Raw genomic sequence first — 22312 nt, 5'->3', positions numbered from 1 at the left:
TCTTTCGATCCGTTCAAGCCATCGCACGCGCCAAGGAAAGCCGGGCCTCCGCAGCCTGACAAGACGCAAGCAGGCCACGCCCGCTCCTCAGTCCAACAGCCGGATCCCGTCGAACTGCTTCGCCGCCGTCACTCTAACGGTCTCAATGAATTCCTGCATGAAGGCCTGCCCCGCCGCCTCCCGGGTGGTCGCCGCGTGCAGCGAGGCGCGCAGGCCCTTCGCGGTGATCGGGATCTCGGCCACATAGTCCTTTTCCAAATATGGCTGCACCGCCCAGCGCGGCAGCGCGGCAATCCCGCGGCGGCTTTTCACGAGCTGCAGGATCGCCACCGTCAGCTCGGTGGTGCGGCGCTCCCGCGGCTCGACGCCTGCCGGCTCCAGCACCTGGCGGAACAGGTCCATGCGATTGTCCGGGATCGGATAGGTGATCAGCGTCTCCAGCGAAAAATCGCGGGCCGTTAGATACGGCTTCTCCCGCAGCGGGTGATCGTGCGCCAGCAGCGCGGGCATGTCGTATTCGAACAAGGGATGATGCTCGATGCCCTTCCGCCGCTTCGCCGTGGAAACAATCACCAGATCCGCCCGATTCTCATCGAGCAAGCCGACCGGATCCGGATGGAAGCCGGAGACAATGTCCATTTCCACATCCGGCCAGCCTTCGCGCAACGAATCCATCGCTGGCATCAGCCAGTCGAAACACGAGTGACACTCCACCGCGATCCGCAGCGTACCCGCAGTCCCTTGCCCGATCCGCGCAAGGTCACGCTCGGCATCGCGGGCCAGCCGCTTGACCTCATAGGCCAGCACTAACAGCCGCTCGCCCGCCCGGGTCCAGCGCAGCGGGCTGGTCTTCCGCTCAAAGAGATCGAGCCCATAGTGCTCCTCCAGCCCCCGCATCTGGTGGGACAGCGCGCTTTGGCTGAGCGAAACTTTCTCACCGGCACGGGTCAGGTTGCCGGTCTCAGCGAGGGCGATCAGGGAATCGAGGTGGCGGATCTCCAGCACGCGGAAGCATTCCCACAGCCCCATCATGAATGCAACGGCCAATCACCGTGAAGAACCCGCGTTTTGTTCATGACCCGGATTTCCCCATGCTGCGCGACGATGAATGCAACCACACACGTCTCCGGCTACCCGCGCATCGGCGCGAAGCGCGAACTGAAGCAAGCGCTCGAAGCCTTCTGGGGCGGCAAGCTTGATGCCGCGGGTCTCGACGACCTTGCGAAGGAACTGCGCCTCCGCCACTGGCAGGAGCAGGCCGGACTCTCCTTCGTCACCACGAACGACTTCAGCCTCTACGATGGCATGCTCGATCTCGCCTGCACCTTCGGCGCGATCCCCGAGCGCTTCGGCCCGGCGGAGTCGCCGATGACGCTTGAGCGCTACTTCCGCATGGCCCGCGGCCGCAGCCGCCAGGGTAGCGCGCCGGACGTGGTGCCGCTGGAGCTGACCAAGTGGTTCGACACGAACTACCACTACCTGGTGCCCGAGCTTCAGCCGGAACAAAGCTTCCGCTTCGCATGGGACAAAGCCGTGCGCGAGACGAAGGAAGCCATTGCCGCAGGCTTCACGCCGAAGCCGGTGGTGATCGGCCCCGTGACCTTCCTCGCGCTTTCGAAGATGGAAGGCGGCGATCCGCTGTCTCTCATTTCACGACTGGTGCCGGTCTATCGCGAACTCCTGCAAGCACTCGCCGAAGCCGGTGCGGAGTGGGTGGAAATCAGCGAGCCGATCCTTGCCAGCCGTCGTGATGAAGCGGTGCTCTCGGCGCTTGAAGAAGCATGGGATGAGCTGCGCCCTGCCGCCCCATTAAAGCTGCTGTTAGCCGTGCCCTTCGGTCGCCTCGGCGATGCCCTGCCACGAGTCTGTGCGCTGGGTTTCGATGGACTGCACGTCGATGCCACTCGCGCCGCAGCAGACCTGCCATGGTTGCATGCGAACTTCCCGAAGGATCGTGCGCTCTCGCTCGGGCTCATCGATGGCCGCAGCATCTGGCGTGCGGACATCGAGGTGCTGCGCGCGTTGGCGGATTCGTTCCGCGAGAAACAGCTGTGGCTGGGCACCTCGTGCAGCCTCCAGCATGTGCCGCATCATTTGGATGCGGAAACGTCGCTCGATTCCGGCCTTCGCTCATGGCTCTCTTTCGCTCGCGAAAAGGTCGGCGAACTGATCGCCGTCGCCGCGGAGAACGCCAAGCCGGATGCGAATGCCGCCGCCAGGGCTGCGCTCGCATCGCGCCGCGCTCACCCGGGAGTGAAGATCCGCAAGGTCCGCGACGCGGTGGCGACCCTGGATCAAGCCGCCGCCAACCGTGGACGCCCTTTGGAAGAACGCCTCAAGCTCCAGCGGCAGACGCTCAAGCTCCCGCTCTTCCCCACCACCACCATCGGCTCCTTCCCGCAGACCGCCGAGATCCGCCGCCTGCGCGCACGCCATCGCAAGGGCGAGCTCGATGTCGCCGGTTACGAAGCCGGGCTCGATACCGCGACGCGCGAAACGATCCGCCTTCAGGAAGAACTCGGCCTCGATGTGCTGGTCCACGGCGAATTCGAGCGGACGGACATGGTCGAGTTCTTCGGCGAGATGTTAGAGGGCATCGCCGTCACCGCGAATGGCTGGGTGCAGAGCTACGGCTCGCGCTGCGTGAAGCCGCCGGTCATCTGGGGTGACATCGTCCGCCCCAGCCCGATGACCGTGGACGTCAGCGCGAAGGCGCAGGCGCTCACCGACAAGCCGGTAAAGGGCATGCTCACCGGGCCGATCACCATCCTCCAGTGGAGCTTCGTGCGCGATGACCTTCCACGGGCCTTGGTCGCGCTTCAGCTCGCCTTGGCAATCCGCCAGGAAGTCGTGGACCTGGAAGCCGCCGGCTTGAAGTTCATCCAAGTCGACGAGCCCGGCCTGCGCGAGGGCCTGCCGCTGGATGCCGCCGAACGCGAAAGTTATCTCGACGCCGCGGTCCGCGCCTTCCGCGTGTCGGTCGCCGGCGTCCGCGACGAAACGCAGATCCACACCCACATGTGCTACGCGGAATTCGACGACGTGGCCGGCGCCATCGCAGCACTGGAAGCCGACGTCATCTCGCTGGAAGCCTCGCGCAGCCGCATGGAGGCACTGCATGCCGTCACCGCCGGCGGCATCGGCTCGGACGTCGGCCCCGGCGTATGGGACATCCATTCGCCGCGCGTGCCCTCGGTGGAAGAAATGACGGCCCTGTTAGAGCGAGCGGCTGACGTGCTTCCCGCCGAGCGTCTGTGGGTGAACCCTGACTGCGGTCTCAAGACCCGCGGTTGGGAAGAGACCAAGGCCTCGCTGGAGAATCTCGTCGCCGCGGCGAAGGCATTGCGGACCAAGGTGACAGTGGGAGCCTGATCACCACGCATCGGTCCGGCAGGGCGCGAGCTCTGCCGGATCATTCAATTCTCCGCTCGTTCCACCCGCACATTGCCGGTTCCCAACAAATCCTTCAGGCGCGTACGCAAGGTGCTCTCTACCATATCGAGCACACCGCTCTCCTGGGCCTTGATCTTCATCTGCTGGCGCAGCTCTCGCAGGAGCTGTGAGCGGTCTTCCGGTGTGATGCCATTCCACCACCCGCTTTCCTCACTCAAGGGCTGATAGTCGATCAGCTCCACCGACAAGATCTCAGGCTTCGGGAACTTCGCAACCGGGGTATTCCCGTCCATTCGCAAGGACACCCCGGGCTCGAGCTTATAGCCAGCGGTGACGCGATACTCGCCTTGGATGATCAGCCGCTTCTTGCCACCGGAGAAGTATTTCAAAACGAAGGTCTCGTTCTCGAAGGTGCGGGTGGTACTCATCTTCATCTCCACCAGCGCGAGTTCGGTGATCTCGGACTTCTCCAGAATCTCCGCCCGTCCCTCCACGATGTGGGTGCTGGAGTTGGTAATGGCACCCAGCACCTTCTCCAATCCGTTCACGGTGCCGCCCACTCCCCGCTCGAAGGTCCGCATCCCCAGCCACGCCAGCAACACGACGGCTACCAGCAGCGCGAACCAGCGCAGCGTCTTCCAGAGTTCGGGATGGTGGGTGGACATGGTCGTGGAGACTAGAAAGTGCGGAAATGCACCCGCAAGTGGGGATTCCTACCGCGTTCGGAACGAGGATTTTGCGTAAATCCGTGTTTGGCATTTCCGGCGGCATCGCGTGGAGTCCCTGCCAGCCGATTTTCCACCGTATTGTGAAAGCACACGAACTCTTCAACGCCGCCGATCCCGCCCTCGTCACCCAGATGCTCGACTGGTTCCGCGACAACGACCGGAATGTCTACAAGTCCGCCGTCGCCACCTTGGCCCAGAGCAAGAAGCTGCGCCTCGTCTTCATCCAAAAGAAGCCGCTGGGCGAGCAATACGCGTGGATCCTGAAGACCCTGCGCAGCAAGCAGTGCGACACCATCGGCGAGCACCTGCTCCAGGCATGGTTCATGGCCGGCAACCAGGAAATGCTGGCGAAGTTCTGCGATGCCATGGGCATCGAGCACGATGGCAAGGGCTCCGTGACCGGCGACCTGCCGACGGAAGTCGACGCCGCCAAGCTGGACGGCGCCGTGGACACCCTGGTGGGTGCCTATGATCCGAAGGTGGTGACGCTCTACCTGAATGTCTTCAATCTCCAGCGCCCCGGCGGTTGGGATACCCTCACGGCCAAGCTTGAAGGCGATTCCCGCCTGACGCTTGCCTGAGAGCACCCTCCGCTTATTCGGGGGCATTGTCGCGCAGCGCGGCGTCGTCGGGAGACGCCGCCGTCAGCTTGCCGCGGGCATCCACATACTGGGCCCGGAAGGCTTCACTGGCAGCTTCCAGCCGGGTAATCCGCTCGGGCCACGTTTCAAGGCTCCCCGGAACCGTCTTCCCCTTGTTGGTCAGCGCCTCATTGCGGGCACGGGAAACTTCCGTTTCAGCGCGATCCAGCCGGCGCTTGGCTTCCGCCATGTCGCGCCGGAGCGAGGCGAATTTCTTCTCCGCGTCCTGCTGCGCTTGCTTTGCCGGTGAAAATCCCTTCTCCGGCTTCTGCTGCTTCACCGGCACCGGGCGTGCGTCAGGCTTCGGCTCGTTCGCTTTTTCCTCCTCAAGGGCCGCCGCGATTTCCTCGGCATTCCACTGGAAGCGCTCGCGCCAGGAATCCGCCAGGTCATCCGCAGCGATACTCGAGCTCCCCTGCGCATGGGATACTTCCATCCCGGTCGCGGTCACGCGGCGGATGGTGACATCACGATAGACCTTCCCGCTCATCACCTGGAGTTCCGGCAGCTTCTCCCCGGCAGCCGCCTGCCGGAGTTGCTTGCGGTAAGTGGTGCGGTACGCCGCAAACTCCGACTTCTCCGCCTTGACCGCCTCGGCCAGGGACGCCTGCTGCGCGCGCAGTTCCTTGAGCTGCTCGGTAGTTGAGGATGCCGCTTGCTTCGCCTTCTCGAGCTCGGCGGGCTGGTCCTTCAGCCGGCCCCTCTGCTCCAGCTCATCGCGGGCGGTCTTCTCCTGCCGGCGCAAGTCCTCCAACTGGTGCCCCTCATCCAAGATCGCCGCTTCCAGATCGGCCTTGCCAGTGGCGAACTTGAAGCGCTTGTCCACCATCATGGAGAAGCAGATGCCGGCAAACACCAGCACGATGATACCGACCAGGAAGCCTACCGTCCCGGACTGGTCACTGGATTCCGTGAGCATTGAAATTACTTCTGAGGAGCTGAAGTCTGACCTTCGTTCTTGGCTTTGTAGTCAGCCTCGATCTTCTTCATCTTCTCGTTGATGTCCTTAACCTCTTTCTTGAGGTCCTTGATCTTCTTCTCGTTGTCGCTGATCTTCTTCTTGTTCTCCGGAATGGAGTTCTTGTTTTTCTCAGCCGCAACCTCCATCGCCTTCAGTCTCGCCGCCATCTCCGGAGCGTGGCTGATGTTCTTGATCTTCTCGCCTTGGATGGCGGCCTTCTGGTTGGCGATTGCCTGCTGGTTGAGGAGTATCCCATCCGTCGCCTTCTTGACCTCGGCCGCCAGGAAGAAATTCTGCTGCTCCAGATCGGCAGCCTGCGCGTTCTTCGCCGCACGATTCTCATCGAGAGTGGTGTACTCCACGTTCGTGATGTGGGTATCCCGGGCGGCAATTTCCGCCGCCTTGATCGCTTGGTTCGCGGCCATGTCGAACTGGAAGCGGTCGAAAAGTTCCGGCGGCAAGTCCTTCGGCTCGATCTCGCCGACGCCATTGGAGTGGGAAATCTTCACCCCCGTGTGACTCACCGACTTGATCTCGACCTTCGTGAAGACCACGCCGGCCGGAGTCGTGAAATCGGGCAGCTTTTCCCCGACGGCGGCAGCCCATTCGGACTTGCGATACTCATCCTTGTACTTCTCCCAATTCGCTTGGGCTTGCTTTACAGCTTCGTCGGCCGCGGCCTGCGACGCGGTGAGTTCCGCGATCTGCTTGACCAGGACATCATTCCGGCTGCTCAGCTCGGACGCTTCCTTGGCCTTGGTCTTGGCGAGTTCCCGGTCAGCGATCTGCTGCTCCTTGTTTTGGATCTCGATGTGGAGACTGTCGATCTCCATGCCCTGATCGCGGATCACGGCGGCGATCGTCTTCTTGCCGCCCCCTAATTCCTTATCAAAGGCGAAGAGATAGAGGGTGCCGAAGCCGACGAGGACGAGGAGAGCCAGCAGGGTACCGATGACGCCGGGACCGCGGCTGCTGGTGAGGAGGTCTGAAAAGCCCATGGAAAAATGAGGAGGTTGGAAAAAACGATGAAGTCCCGACTACTTGGCGATGTACTTGTGCTTGTATTTCTCGTGGTCCTTCTCGACCTGGGCCTTTTCCTTGCCAAGTGCCTCCACCTCGTTCTCCAGCGAGGCAATCTTGGCGCGGTTGTCGTCGGCCTGTTGCTTCAGCTCTTCGATCTTGGCGGTTTTGTCCCCTTCGGGGATCTGGTCCAGTCGTTCCTTGAGGACAGAGAGCTGTCCTTGGAGCTTGCTGATTTCAGCTTTCTGTTCTTCGCGCTTGCGAACCAGTTCCGGGTCGTCGCCGCAGGAGTTCAGGGCGACACATAAGACGAGGGCAGCCGCACAACGGAGGCCCAGGGTGATTTCGGATTTCATCAGGGAGTAAATGAAGAAGGAGAACGCATGACATTGCCCGAGGACGAGCTCGTGCCGGTGCTGGGGGTCGAGACCCGGGGCGTGTAGTTGTAGGTCGGCGCATTCACGCGCGGCGGCCTGCCATCCACGGAGTAGGGATCATAGAGCACACCGACCGAAGGGGTCGAGCGGACCGCCGAGCCACCGCTGTAGTAGCGATAGGAGGGACGGCTGTAGCCGGAATACCAGATGGTGGTATCGCTGCCGCTGTAGCGATTGGTCCGGTCGCCCAGACGCGAGGACGACTGCAAGGAGGTAGGGGAAAAAGACGACATCCGCGGGGTGGCGGCGACCACGGGAGCGGGCTCCGCTTCCTGCGCCATCGCCACGCGTTCCTCTTCATTTGCCCGCTCGGTCTCCGCATTGGCGGCGACGCGTTCGTCGACATACGAGTGATAGGCCAGCGCCGCCTGCTGCTCCTCGCGGATCGCCGCTCCGGCGATCTCGGAGTCCAAGCCGAACATATCGTGCTGGGCCGGAGTCAGATCGTTCGCGGCAAGCCGTGCGGTGCCGGTGGCATGGCGGAACTCGACGCCCACGTCGGTCACCTTGGTGATGACGGCGTTTTCATAGGTCCGTCCACGGGCTCCGGTGAATTTTGCAAACTCGCGTCCGGTGGCTGCCGCGCGGGCCGTGCGCATCCATTCGAGCTTGGTCGCATCCATGTCCGCCCGGGCGATCGAGATCTCATCCCGGAGGGCATCACGCTGCGCCGCCAGCTCGCGACGCTTGGCGACACTGCGCGCCACGTCCGCCTGCAAGCCGGCGAGGCCCTGGTCCCCGCCCTTCACCTTGGAGAGCTTCAGTTCGCAGACTTCGACTTGGCTCGCCAGGTCGGAGCGCTCGGCCTCGAGCCGCCACCACTGGGGATCATTCTTCGCCTCCGTATTCCTTTCGCAGGACGGGAGAAGTAAACATGTCGCTGCGGTCGCAGCTAACAGGCGAGGAGGAGTTAACGCCTTCATTGCGGGAAGTTGGAACGGTGTTACGAACGATTTACAAGGCGGATTCTTTCATGTGCCATAAGTGATGTCGACGTTTGACTGCCTTCTTCATGTAAAATTCACGTAATTACACCGTCGATGCAGAAACCCTTTTCCCACGATGGCTGAATTCCCACTTGTATGACAGCTTCGTCACCCCAAAAATCCTCCCCGACCGCCATGCCGACCCGCGTATTACTCACCACTTGCAGCTTTCAGGACACTCCCGGCCCCCATCACGCCCAGCTTGAGAGCCAGGGCTTTGAAATCGTCCGCGAACGCGGCCCGCTGAGCGAGGCCCGGATGCTGGAGCTCGCCGGTGAGTTCGACGCCTTCCTCTGCGGCGACGACGCCATCACCCGCGCCGTCATTGAGAAAAGCCTGCCGCGCCTCCGCGTGATCTCGAAATACGGCATCGGCCTCGACAAGATCGACGTCGCCACCACCAAGGAACTCGGCATTCCCGTCCTTTTCACCCCCGGCGTGAACCACACGACCGTCGCCGAGCACACCTTCTGCCTGCTGCTCGCGATGCAGAAAAACCTCGTCGAAACCGTCAACGCCACCCGCCAGGGAAACTGGCTGCGCATCACCGGCCACGAGCTCTGGCGCAAGCGCATCGGCCTCATCGGCATGGGCCGCATCGGCCAGGAAATGGCCCGCCGCGCCCACGGCTTCGACATGGAAATCCACGGCTTCGGCAATTTCTGGCCGGACGATATCGCCCAGCAATACGGCGTGATCCGCCATGACACGGTCGAGTCGCTCTTCTCCGCCGTGGATATCATCAGCCCGCACACCAAGTTGAATGCGGCGACCCACCACCTCATCAATCGCGAGCGTCTCGCGCTGATGCCGGAGGGCTCCTACGTCGTGAATACCGGCCGCGGCGAGCTCGCCGATTCCGCCGCGATTCTCGAAGCCCTCGATTCCGGCCGCCTTGCCGGTTATGGGACGGATGTGATGGAAGAAGAGCCCCCGCCGGCCGATCATCCCCTGCTCTCTCACCCGAAGGTCATCGTCACCGCGCACATCGGCTCCCGGACCTTCGAGAGCGTGCCGCGCCAGGCGAAGAAGTCGCTGGATAACCTCCTCAACTTCCTCTCTGGCAACGGCCCGATCGCCTGTGCCAATGGCGTGATTCCTTCCGATGAGTAAGCCGGTTCCTTAATTTCAATTTCCAAAGAAACCGCCTCCCTGCCTTTTCCTGAAAACTGAACACTGAAAACTTCCGCCTTTCATGTCTCTAACCCTCCGCACCGCCGCTTCCTGCCAGTTCGACATCATCTCGCTGGGTGAAATCATGCTCCGTCTCGATCCCGGTGACGGCCGGGTTCGCACCACCCGCCAGTTCACCGCTTGGGAAGGCGGCGGCGAATACAACGTCGCCCGTGGCCTGCGCCGCTGCTTCGGCAAGCGCGCCGCCGTGGTCACCGCCTTCGCCGACAATGACGTGGGCCGCCTGATCGAGGACTTCATCCTGCAGGGCGGCGTGGACACCCGCTTCGTCCAGTGGAAGCCCTTCGATGGCATCGGCCGCACCATCCGCAACGGCCTGAACTTCACCGAGCGTGGCTTCGGCATCCGCGGCGCCAAGGGCACCCCGGACCGCGGCATCACCGCCGCCAGCCAGATGAAGCCCGGCGATGTCGATTGGGATGACGTCTTCGGCAAGCACGGCGCACGCTGGTTCCACACCGGCGGCATCTTCGCCGCCCTCTCGGAAACCACCGCCGAGCTCACCATCGAGGCCTGCAAGAAGGCCAAGGAATACGGCACCATCGTCGCCTATGACCTCAACTACCGCCCGTCCCTCTGGAAGTCGATCGGCGGCCAGGCGAAGGCTCAGGAAGTGAACCGCGAGATCGCCAAGTACGTCGACGTGATGATCGGCAACGAGGAAGACTTCACCGCCTCCCTCGGCTTCGAAGTCGAAGGCGTGAGCGAGCACATCACCGGCATCGAGGTGGATAACTTCAAGAACATGATCGAGCGCGCGGTGAAGGACTTCCCGAACTTCCAAGTGGTCGCCACCACCCTGCGCGATGTCCACAGCGCCACCATCAATGACTGGGGCGCGGTCTGCTGGCACGCCGGCGAGTTCTTCGAAGCCACCCACCGCCCGAAGCTCGAAATCTACGACCGCGTCGGCGGCGGCGACTCCTTCGCCTCCGGCCTCGCCTACGGCTTCATGGAGTTCAATGACGCCCAGCTGGCGGTCGAATACGGTGCCGCCCACGGCGCACTCGCCATGACCACCCCCGGCGACACCACCATGGCCACGGTCGATGAGGTTAAGAAACTCGTCGGCGGCGGCTCGGCCCGCGTGGATCGCTAAGCATCAACAGCACAGCCCCGGAAATAAGGAGTGTCGACGTTCCGTCCACACTCCTCACCGGGCATGTGCCTCGCCAGGTGTTTGAAGCGAAACGCCCATACGACGGAAGCGGCCCGCAGTGCGTTCCGCAACCGGGCAAGTTGAGTGTCAGTTAGCAAAATTCCCGCCTGCGGCCTTGCACGCGGCCGGTCTTCCTGAGAGGCCGTGCCGCGTGATTTCCCGTCTCCCCCGACTCTTGCTCCTTTCGGCCCTCGCCACCCTCACGGCGCAGGCGCAGGTCGACATTTCCACCTGGCGCACCGCGCAGCTGGCCAGCGCCACCACGGGCGTTGAGAGCAATTGGTACTTCCACCCCGATTCCTCCAAGAATCCGCGGGTCCTGGTGAAGGCGACCGGCACGACGGCCAAGGTGAACTACCGCTACCTCTCGGGCGGCCCGCCGACTTGGACCACGGGCGCAGCGACCGCCCTCTCCAACATGAACAAGCAGGGCGTGGTCGTGCCGTTCGTGAACGGCATCTATTTCATCGCCCCGCACAACAACGTCCTGCGGATGACCTTCTTCAACGCCGCGGGAACGGCCACGATCAGCGAGATCATCGACAACACCATGCCGATCTCCTCGATCGGACTGAGCGCCGCGCTGGACACGGGGAACGGCCTCCACGTCGCCTACGTCGGGAACCCCAATACCACCACGGAAAAGCTCGGATACGCCTTCCGCTCCGCCTCCGGCACCTGGAAACGGGCGACTGCCGTGGACCTCACCACGCTGAGCCAGTTCATCCGGCAGACCGCGATGCTCCCGTCGGGAAGCGGGGCTGGCAAGATCTACGCTTCGTTCAAGACCGGCTCGACCACCACTCTCCTCCGGGTCAGCGTGGCGAATAACCTGATCGTCAATGCGGCGGGCGACGGAAATCAAACGCCCGGCGCCAACATCGCCGAGGCCATCGCAGGCAACCGGCTCGGCGGCGTCGACCGCGTCTACTATTTCGCCGAGCAAGCCCAGCAGGGCTTCTGGAGTCTCAAGCAAGCGGGCTTGACCGACCCCATCCAGAACATCGGCTTCAGCCTGCCGACGAGCATCATCTGCAAGCCCGGCCCGGATAACAAGCAGCGCATCGTCTGGTCGGACGGCATCAGCAAGAAGCTCAACTACCTGAAGCCGGGCGCGGGCACCGATCCCTTCGACGTCAGCTATCCCGTGAAAGGAACCAGCGCCATCGCCGAGGTGCGCGGGCTCCATTTCGATGCCAACGACAAGCCCTACCTGCTCTACCAGAACAGCCCCACCGCCGCCTTCATCGCCTTCCCGGATGAAGAGCGCGACTCGGATGGCAACGGCCGCGAGGACCTCATCGACTATGCCTTCAACTCCAGCACCGCCGGCATCCAGATCCTGAATCCGGCCTTACCCGCCGCCGGCTTCCCGCTGTCCGAGAACAAGTTCAAGTTCACCATCCCCACCATCGGCTCCACCATCGCGAATGGCACCGGGCTCATCAGTGCCACCCAGAATCTCACCTACGGGGTCGAGACCTCCACCGACAGGACCACGTGGACGCCACTGGGCACCGGCAGCCAGCTGTTCTTCGCGCAGTCGTCCGCCACCGGCTTGTTCCCGAATGAGCTGAAGACCTTCACCGCCTTCTACAACGAAGCGATCCCGAATGCCACCAAGCGCCGGTTCTTCCGGGTCACCGTGAAGCGGACTGCGTATCCTTACTGACAGGCTTGCCCCGGAGCGAGACCAGGAGTTAGAGTCTCAGCTCCCCCGTTCGGGCAATTTCCCCTTGCTACCGACCTACGGAATCACATCGTAGCCACAGTGAAGCCCTGCCTCCTCCCTCCCGTCTGCCGTGGCATCGGCATGATTTCAGCCTGGCTGCTCGCCCAGGCCGGAGCGGAGCCATTGACCACCGTGATCCGCCCGAGCGTCGCCTACACGGTCAAGAATCTCTCCGGCGGCGTCTATCAGGACAAGCAGCCACGGCTCTACAGCAATGGCTACATGGGCACCGCCGACGCAGCCATTGAGTCGGAGGCACGCATGGAATTCCAGATTCCCCCTGGCGTCGTGCTCGGGATGCACAGCATGGAATTCCGAGCCGCTCAGAACGGCTTCCTCCCCACCGACACCGGCTATACCTACCTCTGGTACTACACGGGCAACGTCGGCGAAACCGCCAAGGACATCCCCCTCGCACGCTCCACCTTCACGGCCGAGGCCGTCCATGATGGCACCCTCTTCAGCCGGAACCTTTCCAATGCTTCGACGCAGCTGACGGAAAAGTTCGGCCTGGCGATCTCCACCCGCCTGGCCACCAAGAAGGAAGTAACCTTCGCAGACGCCCAACTGGTCATCACCTACGATCCCCCTCCGGCGGATAATGGCGCTGCCGTCAGCCTCCTGCTCACCGGTCCGGGGAAACCCTTCGAGGGCCAGACCGATCCCGCGGTCGTCGGCTTCGATGCCGATCCCGACCGCGATGGCATGGCGAACTTCTTCGAGCTCTGGAATGGCACCGCCCCTGACAAGGCAGACGTTGCACCGACTCCATTCTTCTCCTCGACCGGCGGCATCCCCTACGTCCGGGTCCAGATCAACAAGTATGTGGATGACCGGATGCTCGTCGGAGCCCAAGCGAGCAACGACCTGATCACTTGGCGCGACGTCAGCTCGACCCGCACCACGATCACCACTGCGGATGGCCAGACGCAGGCTAAATTCACCGACGTGATCCCGCTGGCCAGCGGCAGAAGCTGCTACTTCCGCTTCGTTTCGGAGCCGGCTTGGAAGAAGTTCCCGTAAAGGCTCAGCGAATCGTCGTGCCCAAGCCAGCGGCACCGTTTGGCCGATGATTCACCGCTGTGGCGCCTGCCTGCTCCCGGGTTCGTAGTAGTCCGGCTTCGTCGGGGGATTGAAAACGCGATAGATCTTACCAACAACGACACCACCAGTCGCGGCCAGGATGGCCACGCCAACGATGGCGGCCAATGCCACAAGCACGATGGGGAGGGGCATTGAGAATTTCCGCCGCTTCTTGGGATCATGAGGCAACGGCGACGGGGACACGGCGGTCAAGTGACTATCCTTTGCACGGTGGACGGTCAAGGCGGTCCATCCATCCCCTCATTCCCCGTGAAAACCGCCCGCCTTCCTATCCCAACAAAAAAAACTCCCCGCACCCGTCGCCGGATGCAGGGAGTGAAACAAGGTCTTGTTAGACCCGGTCAGGTCACGGTGCCTGGGTCGCGTTCAAGCGGACGAAGTCGCGCGGATCGGCCGGGGCGCCACCATCCGTGCGGAAGGTGTGCCATTCCCAATCTGCATCCAGCGTCGGCAGCGCCGGGCTGAAGGCAGCCTGCACCGCAGCCGCATCCACCGGAGCGAGCTCGGTGACCACGACCACGTTCCAGATGCCCACCTCGTTGGACGCCTCGATCGAATACTTCACGCCATCCTTGGTCGCCTCGCGCTTGCTTGCATCCGGTGAACCGGAGGCGAAGACCGCGCTCTTGCGAACCGCGACGGTGTAGGTCAGCACATTCTCGGCACCGAGGACGTGCATCCTGCCGTAGGCGCGGGAGCGGGAGGTGCCGCTGACCGGGTTCGAGTTGGTGGCGAACTCCAGCAGGTTGTTCTCGCCGTCGTTGTCATCGTCGCCGGCCTTGCCACCGGTCGCACCGTAGAGCGCAGCCCAGGCGGTGTAAGGATCGCTGCCGCCGGACACCTTGATCACGCCGGTGGTGGCGAATGCCGTGGTATCCCACGTCAGGCCGCCGCCAAGCACCGCACCGCTGAAGTCGAAGGTCGGCGTGCCGGTGATGCTGGCAGCATCGGCGATGTCGAACGTTTCGCCACCCGTCGGGGTGTAGCCATTCAGCGTCACGGCGATGGTGCCATTGGCGGTGAGGATTCCGGTGGCCACCACCTTGTCAGAGGTGACAGCGCCGGTGATCTCCACCGCATAGGTGGATCCGGTCTGGAGGTTCACCGTCGAGCCGAAGTTCAGCGTGCCCGCGCTATTGCCCGGAGCCAGCGTGCCACCGCTCTGGACGGTGGTCGCACCAGCGATCGAGCCCGTGCCACCGAGCGTGCCGGTGGTAGCCACGGTCACGGCGGTATTGCCGAGCGAGCCGGTATTCACCTTCAGGAGGCCGGCGTTCACGCTGGTGGCGCCGGTGTAGGTATTCACGCCGGTAAGTTCCAGCGTGCCCGTGCCCGCCTTGGTCAAGGTGCCTCCGCCGACGATCACGCCGCTGACCTGCAAGTCGGTCGCCGCCGCACCATCCGCCACCGTCACGGTGAGGTTGTTGGTGAGCGTCATCTTCGAGCTGATCGATGCAAGCGAGGCACTGGCCAGGCTCGTCACCGCCGGGTTGACGGTGTTGCGAACGCGCATGTCCAGGCCATCCACCTGAGTGACTCCCGTGCGCACCCCGACCGTGCCGGCCGTCATCGTGATGGAGTTCATGTGGCTGTATTGGTCGGCCAGGAAGGAGCCGCCATTGATCACCACCGGTGCGAGCGCTGCGCCCGTGCCGAGGCCGAGGGTGTTGGCGCTGTTCGCCTCCACCGTGGCACCGGCATTGATGGTCACCGTGCCGGAGCCCGCGACGCTGGCGCCGTCGTTGTTGCCGAAGAGCTTCACCGTGCCCGCATTGACGGTAAGACCGCCAGAGAAGGTATTGGAAGCCGCCCCGGTGCGGTTGAGTGTCAGGACACCCGCGCCGCTCTTCACCAGTCCGCCGTTGCCGGAAAGCAAGCCGCTGAGGGTGACGTTGCGCGCGGTGGTGCCGTCCACCGAATCGAGCGTGTTGATCGTCGATGGCGTGACCGTGCCACTCATCGAGAGCGCCTGGCCGGACGTCCAATCGGCGAAGGCTCCAAGCGTGCCGCTGCCGAAGTTGAACGACTTGTTGCCATTCGTGGTCATGCCATTGGCACCCAGGTTCAGTCGGCCGCCGTTCAGCGTGTAGACCGCGTTGTTGTTGCGGCCGTTGCCGAAGTCGACGCCCAGCAGGTTCGCGGTGCCGCCGGTCTGGTTGAAGACCGATGCGGTGGAATCCCAGCCGAAGCTCATCTCCGCAGCGAGCGAGGTCAGCGTGCCGCCGCTCAGGTTATACGTGCCGAGGTTGCCCCCGCCCCAGTGGCCGAAGAGGAACGACGCCTGGTTGTCATTGGTATTTACGTTGCCGGTGATGGTCACCGAGCCAGCCGTGTGATTGACGGTGGTCGAGGTATTCGCTCCGTCATCCACGATGAACTTGCTCGTGGTCAGCGAACCGCCCGCGATGTTCAGCGTGCCGGTGCCGAGGCTGGTAATGCCAGCCGTCGTCACCACCGAGCCCGCGTTCAGGTTCGTGGTGCCGCCGGTCACATTGAAGCCGCTGGTGGACGGGATCGACGCGCCGTTGAGGTTGGTGATGCCCGCGCTGAAATTGGTGGCGCCGGTGTGGGAAGCGGTGCCCGTGTAGTTCAGCGTGCCGCCATCGGCCTTGGCGAAGTTACCCACACCGGTGACCGCGCCCGCGTAGTTCAGTGTGAAACCCGTCCACACCTGGAAGCCACCATCGCCGGAAGGCAGGGTGATCCCGCGGTTGGTGTTCAGCGTCATGTCCACACCGGTGGTGGCATTGCCAGCCTGGATCTTGCCGCCGCCCTGCAAGGTGAGCGAGTCGGCCACCGGAGAACCGGGAGCCACACCGAGCCCATCATCGGTCGGGATCCGCAGGACGCCGCCGGTGACGTTGACCTTGCGGTTGAAGAAGTTGCCCGACGAGAGGATGACCGTGCCGGCACCGCTCTTGGTGAGCACTCCGGTGCCGACGTCGATCAGCGGCTGGGTGAGGTTGACGTTGCCCGCGCCACCGAGGGTGAGGTCGCCTTCCACCACCAGCGATCCGGTCCAGTTCGCCGTGCCACTCGAGGAGAGCAACGTGGAACCGGTCTTGAAGGTGACCGGCGTGGCAAAGGTGCGGTTGGTCCAGCTGTCGAGCGTGGCTCCGGTATTCACCTGCACCGCATTGCCGAACGCGAGGTCGTTGTCTTCCGCACGCAGCGTGCCCTGGGCGACGATGTAGGAAATGTTCGTCGATGGACCGCGCAGGCCGACCATGGCGTCACCCGTCTTGGTCAGGATGAAGCCGTTGCCGTTGATCGCACCACCCACGCCGAAGTCGAGGCGGTTGCCATTCGGCAGCGTGCCGCTGTAGACGCCGACGGTCGCATTGCCACTCAGCGTCAGGTTCTGCAGGCCCGAATTGACGGCAACGGAGGCGATGTCGTTCGTGATCGCTCCATTGCCAAAGCCATCGGAGCCGTCGCCCGCGATCGTTAGCGAGTAATTGCGGCCGCTGGAAGCCGGGCTGAAGCCCTTCATGTTCAGCTGGCCACCGGCGGTCACCGTGATCTGTCCACCGGTCGCGCCGAGGGCCGTCGCGGAGGAAAGGTTCACCGTGCCATTGGAGATCGTCAGCCCGCCAGTGAAGGTATTGTCACCGCCCAGAGTCAAGTTGCCATCGCCCGTCTTGCTGACCGAAGCCGTGCCACCGATGCCATTGCCCGGCGTTCCCGACAGGTCGTAGTCGAAGGTGTTCGCGGAGAAGACCACCGAGCTCGGCTTCAGCGCGCCGGCCATGAACAGCGTCTGGTTCCCCGAGATGAAGCTGTCCCCGAAGGTCACCTTGTCACCGGTGAAGAAGTTGTCGTTAGAAGCATTGTTCCAGTCGTTGTCAGCCCCGCCGATTTCCCAGGTGTCGGTGCTGCCATCCCAGACCAGATCCTTCTTCGAGTAGTCCAGCGTGACCTTGTTCGCCGTCACGTTGAAGGTGCTCGAGCGATAGTCCGCGGCGTCCATCAGGAGGAAGTTCGACGCGGTCGCCGTAGTGCCGCCGTGATTGAGCACCGTGATGGTGCCGGAGTTGGCAGGCGTGCCGTTCAGATTGACGTAGAGCGTGCCATTCACCGTCAACGCGCCGGTGGACGTGAGCGCACCGGAAGTAAGGCCGTCGATGAAGACATCGGTGCTATCCCCGGCGGTCGCACCGAAGGTGACCGAGGCCGCGGTGCCTTCGCCACCGAGCAAGGCGCCATTGTCCACGGTCAGCGCGGAACTCGCAATCGTGCCCGTGAGATTGAGGCGACCGAAGTTCACCGCCGTCGCACCGGTGAGCGTGTTCGTTCCCGCAAGGGTGGTGGTGCCGATGCCCTGCTTGGCCACCGGGTTCGAGCCCGCCAGGTTTGCGGTGATCGATTGCGTGCCGGTGCCGGTCGAGGTGCCGGTGCGGGTCGCATTGCTGTCCGGGTTCAGGTTGATCGTGCCGCCGCCGGTGCCGGTGAGCGTGCCGGTGCCGGTGATGTTGTTCATCAGGCTGATCTTGCGGGTGGCATTGACGGTATCGAGCGTGGTGTTGCCCGAGGTGCCGACGATGCCGTTAATCGCCACGTCCGTGCCATCGCCCGCAGTGTTGCGGACGGTGCCGCCGCCGAAGCTGATCGCGGTGGTGCCATTGCGGGCGATGAGGCCGTAGGCAGACTTCAGTTCGAGCGCGCCACCGGTGATGTTGAACTGGTCGATGCCGGTCGGCATGTTGGTGCCGGCGGCGGTGTCACCGCGGTTGTCCAGCACCACGAAGTTCGTGGAAACCGTGCCGCCGGATTGATTGAAGACGCCGGTTCCATCGACGCCGACGTAAATGCCGCCGGCGAGTTCCCCCGTGGCCGAAGGCGTGGTCGCAGGCGCGGGAGAACCGAAGGTCAGGGTGCCGCCCGCCATGTTGTAGGTGGACGTCTCCGTGCCCCAGTGGCCGAGCCGCAGGTTGTTGTTGGTATCGGTGTTGACGCCGTTGAGCGCCACCGAGCCGGAGTTCTGGTTGACCGTGGCGGAGTTGTTCGCCGCCTCACCCACCCAGAAGCTGCGGGTTTCCATCGTGGTGCCGGAATTGATGTTGAGGATGGCACCCGTTAGATTCGTGCCGACGCTCACGGTGCCACCATTGGTGCCATCCGAAAGGTCGATGATGTTCGAGCCGAGGCCGCCGATGGTGAGTCCGGTGCCGGTGCTGTTCGCATGCAGGAAGGACTTGGTCAGGTTGGTCGCGGTGGCATCGCGTGCGGCGATGACGTTCACGCCCGCAGGCATCGAGTAGCCATCGCTGCGCTGCACGCGCAGGCCCGCAGCCGATGCATCCTGGAACAGAACCACATCGCCGGTGCCGAGCGTGCCGGTGGTCGTGTTGTTGCCCACCACGAGCGTGTTGGTGCCGGTGGTGCCGCCACCATTCACCCAGATGCGCTCGAGAGCGGAGTTGTTGCCGGTGAGCTGGATGGTGGTGCCGTTGTTGCCACCGCCGACGACCAGATCATCGCTCGAGGAAACATTGCTCAGATTTCCCGCCAGCGTGCCGGTGTTGTTGAGCGCCGAGATCTTCGAATCGCCCGAGAGCAGGATATTGCCCGTCATCGTCGCGTTATCGAGACGGATCGCACCGACGCCGCTATTGCCGGCATAGGTGCCGCTCGGAAGAGTCGGCGAGCTGCCATCGGCTCCGGTCGCCACGGCGGTTGCCGTGCCGCCGCCAGCTTCCTGATAACCGTAGCCGCTGATGGTGGCATTGTTCCCCACCGTGCCGCTGACCCACAGCTGGCCGCGCGGGTTCACTTCCACATAAGCAGTGCCCAGGGCTCCCTGCGTCACGCTGTTCAAGCGGAAGCTGCCATTGGCCGCGAGGTTCCCGGATGGATTCAGCCGCAGCGTGCCGCTGAAGCCCGGGCTGGTGCCCGTGAGCGTGACATTGCGAGCACCGGCGGTGCCACTGGTATTCGCATCGATCTCCACGATGCCCGCGCCACTGAGTGGACGCGTAAAGCCGAAGTCCGCATTCGCCGAGAACAAGCGCAGCGTCGCACCGGACGCGACATCCACGCCGCTGGTGCCGGTGAGGCTGCTGGTAGCTCCGCTCACCGCCAGCGTGCCCGCACCGATCGTGGTGGTGCCGCTATACGAATGAGCCGCCGTGCCATTGAGCGTGACCAATCCGGTGCCGCTCTTGATGAAGTTCATGCCGCCGCTCAGTGAGCCGGCACCGGACAGCGTGTAGGCCGGACCGCCGGACGTGTTCTGGAAATCCACCTGCGCCGGAGTCACTGCCACGCCGAGCGAGATCGAGGTGTTGGAGCTCGCATCCGTGAAGAGCAGCGAGTCGCCCTGCAGGTAATTCGTCGCGGCGGCACCTGTCACCGTTTGCCAGTTCTGCGTCGTGTTGACGTCCCAGGTATTGGAAAGATTGCCCACCCAGCGGACCTGATCATTGGTCGCGGTGAGGCCGATCGCCGAACCATTGTCCGTCAGGCTGCCTGCAACACGCGAGGGCAAGGCACCGAGCGCGAGACCAGAGGTGCCCGGCGAGGCACCGGTGTAGGAAATGATCGGATAGAACGTCGAGGCCGTGTTGATCGTGCCGAGCGGCGTGATGTTGATCGTGGTCGTGCCGCTCTTGCTCAGGCCGCCGGGGCTGGTCACGTTGATCAAGTCATTGCCGCCCGTGCCGAGGTTCACGGCGAGCGCGCCGCTGTTCAGGGTAAGCGTGCTGGCATTGATCGTGCCCGCGCTGGTCGCGGTGCCGGGACGAAGCGTGCCACCGGAGTTCACGGAAAGATTGCTGGCGAAGGTGCCATTGCCACCGATCGCACCCGCGCTCACTGCAAACGGCGCATTCACGGTGTTGCCATTCAGCGCCAGCGCACCCGGGCCCACCTTGCTGATGCCACCCGTGCCAATCACACCGGAAGCGATCGTCAGGTCATCCGCTGCGGTGCCATCGACCACGGTCACCGTCACCGGCGAAGAACCGGTATCCAGCGAGCCCGCACCGGTGATGACATGCGCGCCATTGGTGCCGGTGGCGGTATCGATGGTCGAGAAGTGCTGCGTGAAGCCGGCATTGATCGTCAGTGTGCCGTTCTGAGCATCGCCCTGGCCGAGCACCAGTGGCTTGTTAGGCTCCAGCGCGTTGGTGTTGTTCAGCACCACGTTGCCGACCGCGACGGTCGTCGAGCCCTGGTTGTTGCCGGTGGAGTTGATCGTCCACGTGCCGCCGTCGGTCTTCGCGATCTGGGCGCTTCCGAGGTAGAAGTTGCCGTTCATCACGCCGGTGCCCGCACCGCGCAGGAAGATCCCCGCGGAGGGCAGCACGTTGCTGTTGTAGACATTGCCGGTGATCGTGAGCGTGCCCGCGGAGGAAGTGAGCGTCTGGTTGCGCACGCCGGCCACCGGGCTTTCCACCACGATCGAGCCGGCCCACGTGTTGTTGCCGGTGATGTTGTCGAGCGCGGCGCGCTGGTCGTTGGCCACGTTGGTGCCATTGCGCAGGATCAGGGTGCGGCCGGAGCCGATCGTGATGCCACCGGCAAGCCTCACGCCGACCGTCGAGGCCGCCTGCGTGTTGTTCGCGAAGATCGTCGGCGTGTTGCCGAGCGCGTTGGCATTGGCGAGACGGACATAGCCGCCGTTCACCGTGAGCACGCCACCGGTCGAGGCACTGGAGAAGGTGTTCGCTCCGGACAGGATCAATTCCACCGCACCTGTGGCGGTGGTGTTGATCTTGGTGATGCCGCCGTTGCCGGAAACGATGCCGGACATCGTCAGGTCCTTGTCATCCCAACGGCCGCGGATCGTGTTGTTCCCGGTTAGACCCACCGTGCCGGACAGCACGGTATTGCCATCCTCGAAGAAGATCGTGCCGCTGTTGAGCGTGATCGCATTTGCATGGGTGAGATTGTTCGCCGAGCTGCCGGTGAAGAAATGAAGCGTCGCTCCGCTGTTCACCGTCACTGCACCGGTGCCGAGCGTGGTCAGCGTCGCCGCTGCGGTGGGCCGCTCGATGCGCAGCGTGCCCGCGTTGATCGTGACGCCGCCGGTGAAGGTGTTCGCCACCGCGGTGGTCGTATTACCCAGTCCCCACTGGCCCGCACCGCTTTTCACGATGCTGGTCACGCCGGTCGCCGTGTTGTTGGCGATCACCCCGTTGATCTGGTTCGCAGCCGTGCTCGTCCCTCCGAGCGTCAAGACAGTGCCTGCCGCCGCGCTCAACGGCGTGATGTTGTTCTGCACCACGATCGCGCCGGTGTTGTTGCTGTTCGACCAGGTCTGCGCGCCGCTGATCGTGATTGCCACCTGCTGGCCAGCCGTCGCGGAGCCGATCGTCATCGCGCCCGCTCCGGTCTTATCGATGCCGCTGGCGCCGGTCGTCAGCGTCCGGTTCGTGCCACCGCCCAGCAGCGAATGCGCTTGGCCGGAGGTGAAGCTCAAGCCGAGCACAGGGCGGTCGGCATTCAAATTCACCGTCTGCGCGGCGGCCACGGTCGAGGCGCTGAAAATCGCCAGGTCACTCGCACCGGGCACGGCCGCGGGATCGGTTCCACCGCCGACGACAGTCGACCAGTTGGAAACTCCGGACCAGTCGTTGGCGGTGCCGCCGACATTGTCCCAGTAAAGATTCGCGGCGAAGGAGGCGGGCGCAGCGGTGCAAAGCAACGCCAGCGCCTGAAGGGAGGCTCTGGAGGTCATGGGTCTTGGGTTCGAGGATTTTTGCGAGGGTTTCCGTCCTACATTTCTGAGATGTAGGACAAATACGCGTATCAGAACCGGCCCAATCTGGTCAAAGTAAATACTTTTAATGGCAGTATTTGACATTTTTTACAGTTTTCATCATCCCGGACTATTTCGTCCATCCCCCGTCAATTCCCCCCTCGCCGAGCGGGTCTTGCATGTTTGCGCCGTCCGTGGCATGCCCCGCACCCGATTGTTGCACCGCGTGGCGCAGACCGGCCGCGCACCCTGACAC

General features: G+C 63.5%; 14 protein-coding genes. 6 read left to right on the top strand and 8 right to left on the bottom strand.

The annotated features are described in order from the left end of the window. Window positions 1-87 precede the first annotated feature (87 nt). Window positions 88-1032 carry a LysR family transcriptional regulator gene (locus WKV53_RS19110; protein WP_341406389.1) on the bottom strand — a complete coding sequence of 315 codons (945 nt, stop codon included), beginning with the start codon at window positions 1030-1032 and terminating at the stop codon, window positions 88-90. Window positions 1033-1104: 72 nt separating this feature from the next. On the opposite strand from WKV53_RS19110, the gene metE reads away from it, so the two are divergent. Continuing rightward, on the top strand, window positions 1105-3372 hold the full coding sequence (gene metE, locus WKV53_RS19105) for a 5-methyltetrahydropteroyltriglutamate--homocysteine S-methyltransferase (RefSeq protein WP_341406388.1): 2268 nt from the start codon (window positions 1105-1107) through the stop codon (window positions 3370-3372). A 44-nt stretch (window positions 3373-3416) separates the two neighbouring features. Here metE and WKV53_RS19100 read toward each other — a convergent pair whose 3' ends face one another. After that, window positions 3417-4058, bottom strand: a complete 642-nt coding sequence (locus tag WKV53_RS19100; RefSeq protein ID WP_341406387.1) for a DUF4230 domain-containing protein — start codon at window positions 4056-4058, stop codon at window positions 3417-3419. 143 nt (window positions 4059-4201) lie between these two features. On the opposite strand from WKV53_RS19100, the gene WKV53_RS19095 reads away from it, so the two are divergent. Continuing rightward, window positions 4202-4702: a hypothetical protein gene (locus WKV53_RS19095; protein WP_341406386.1), complete on the top strand. Its 501-nt coding sequence runs from the start codon at window positions 4202-4204 to the stop codon at window positions 4700-4702. Window positions 4703-4715: 13 nt separating this feature from the next. Here WKV53_RS19095 and WKV53_RS19090 read toward each other — a convergent pair whose 3' ends face one another. From WKV53_RS19090 to WKV53_RS19075, 4 genes are read right to left on the bottom strand one after another with little or no spacing between them, the layout of a single operon-like run. Continuing rightward, complete coding sequence (locus WKV53_RS19090) at window positions 4716-5681, bottom strand: coiled-coil domain-containing protein (protein ID WP_341406385.1); 966 nt, start codon at window positions 5679-5681, stop codon at window positions 4716-4718. A 5-nt stretch (window positions 5682-5686) separates the two neighbouring features. Beyond that, window positions 5687-6721 (bottom strand): hypothetical protein, encoded by a 1035-nt coding sequence (locus tag WKV53_RS19085; protein WP_341406384.1) that lies wholly within the window; start codon window positions 6719-6721, stop codon window positions 5687-5689. 39 nt (window positions 6722-6760) lie between these two features. Beyond that, on the bottom strand, window positions 6761-7099 hold the full coding sequence (locus WKV53_RS19080; protein WP_341406383.1) for a hypothetical protein: 339 nt from the start codon (window positions 7097-7099) through the stop codon (window positions 6761-6763). Further along, a complete protein-coding gene (locus WKV53_RS19075) occupies window positions 7099-8103 on the bottom strand; it encodes a hypothetical protein (RefSeq protein ID WP_341406382.1) in 1005 nt (334 codons plus the stop codon). The genes WKV53_RS19080 and WKV53_RS19075 overlap by 1 nt, the downstream gene beginning before the upstream one ends. 198 nt (window positions 8104-8301) lie before the next feature. On the opposite strand from WKV53_RS19075, the gene WKV53_RS19070 reads away from it, so the two are divergent. The 4 genes from WKV53_RS19070 to WKV53_RS19055 all read left to right on the top strand — a co-directional run bounded on the left by WKV53_RS19070 (window position 8302) and on the right by WKV53_RS19055 (window position 13274). Then, window positions 8302-9279, top strand: coding sequence for a phosphoglycerate dehydrogenase (locus WKV53_RS19070; RefSeq protein WP_341406381.1), 978 nt, complete (start codon window positions 8302-8304; stop codon window positions 9277-9279). A gap of 82 nt (window positions 9280-9361) precedes the next feature. Beyond that, the gene (locus WKV53_RS19065) at window positions 9362-10459 is read left to right on the top strand and encodes a PfkB family carbohydrate kinase (RefSeq protein WP_341406380.1); all 1098 of its coding nucleotides are present in this window, start codon (window positions 9362-9364) and stop codon (window positions 10457-10459) included. Between the two features lie 235 nt (window positions 10460-10694). Beyond that, the gene (locus tag WKV53_RS19060) at window positions 10695-12191 is read left to right on the top strand and encodes a hypothetical protein (RefSeq protein WP_341406379.1); all 1497 of its coding nucleotides are present in this window, start codon (window positions 10695-10697) and stop codon (window positions 12189-12191) included. A 99-nt stretch (window positions 12192-12290) separates the two neighbouring features. Beyond that, a complete protein-coding gene (locus WKV53_RS19055; RefSeq protein ID WP_341406378.1) occupies window positions 12291-13274 on the top strand; it encodes a hypothetical protein in 984 nt (327 codons plus the stop codon). A 51-nt stretch (window positions 13275-13325) separates the two neighbouring features. Here the strand turns inward: WKV53_RS19055 and WKV53_RS19050 are convergent, their stop codons facing one another. Together WKV53_RS19050 and WKV53_RS19045 are read right to left on the bottom strand one after the other, a co-directional pair. Continuing rightward, window positions 13326-13487 carry a hypothetical protein gene (locus WKV53_RS19050; protein ID WP_341406377.1) on the bottom strand — a complete coding sequence of 54 codons (162 nt, stop codon included), beginning with the start codon at window positions 13485-13487 and terminating at the stop codon, window positions 13326-13328. Between the two features lie 214 nt (window positions 13488-13701). Continuing rightward, window positions 13702-22035, bottom strand: a complete 8334-nt coding sequence (locus tag WKV53_RS19045; RefSeq protein WP_341406376.1) for a beta strand repeat-containing protein — start codon at window positions 22033-22035, stop codon at window positions 13702-13704. Window positions 22036-22312: the final 277 nt, after the last annotated feature.

The organism is Luteolibacter sp. Y139, from assembly GCF_038066715.1.
GTDB classification, from domain to species: domain Bacteria; phylum Verrucomicrobiota; class Verrucomicrobiia; order Verrucomicrobiales; family Akkermansiaceae; genus Haloferula; species Haloferula soli.
The sequence above is the reverse complement of the archived record's forward strand: the minus strand, read 5'-3'. Positions and strand labels throughout refer to the sequence as shown.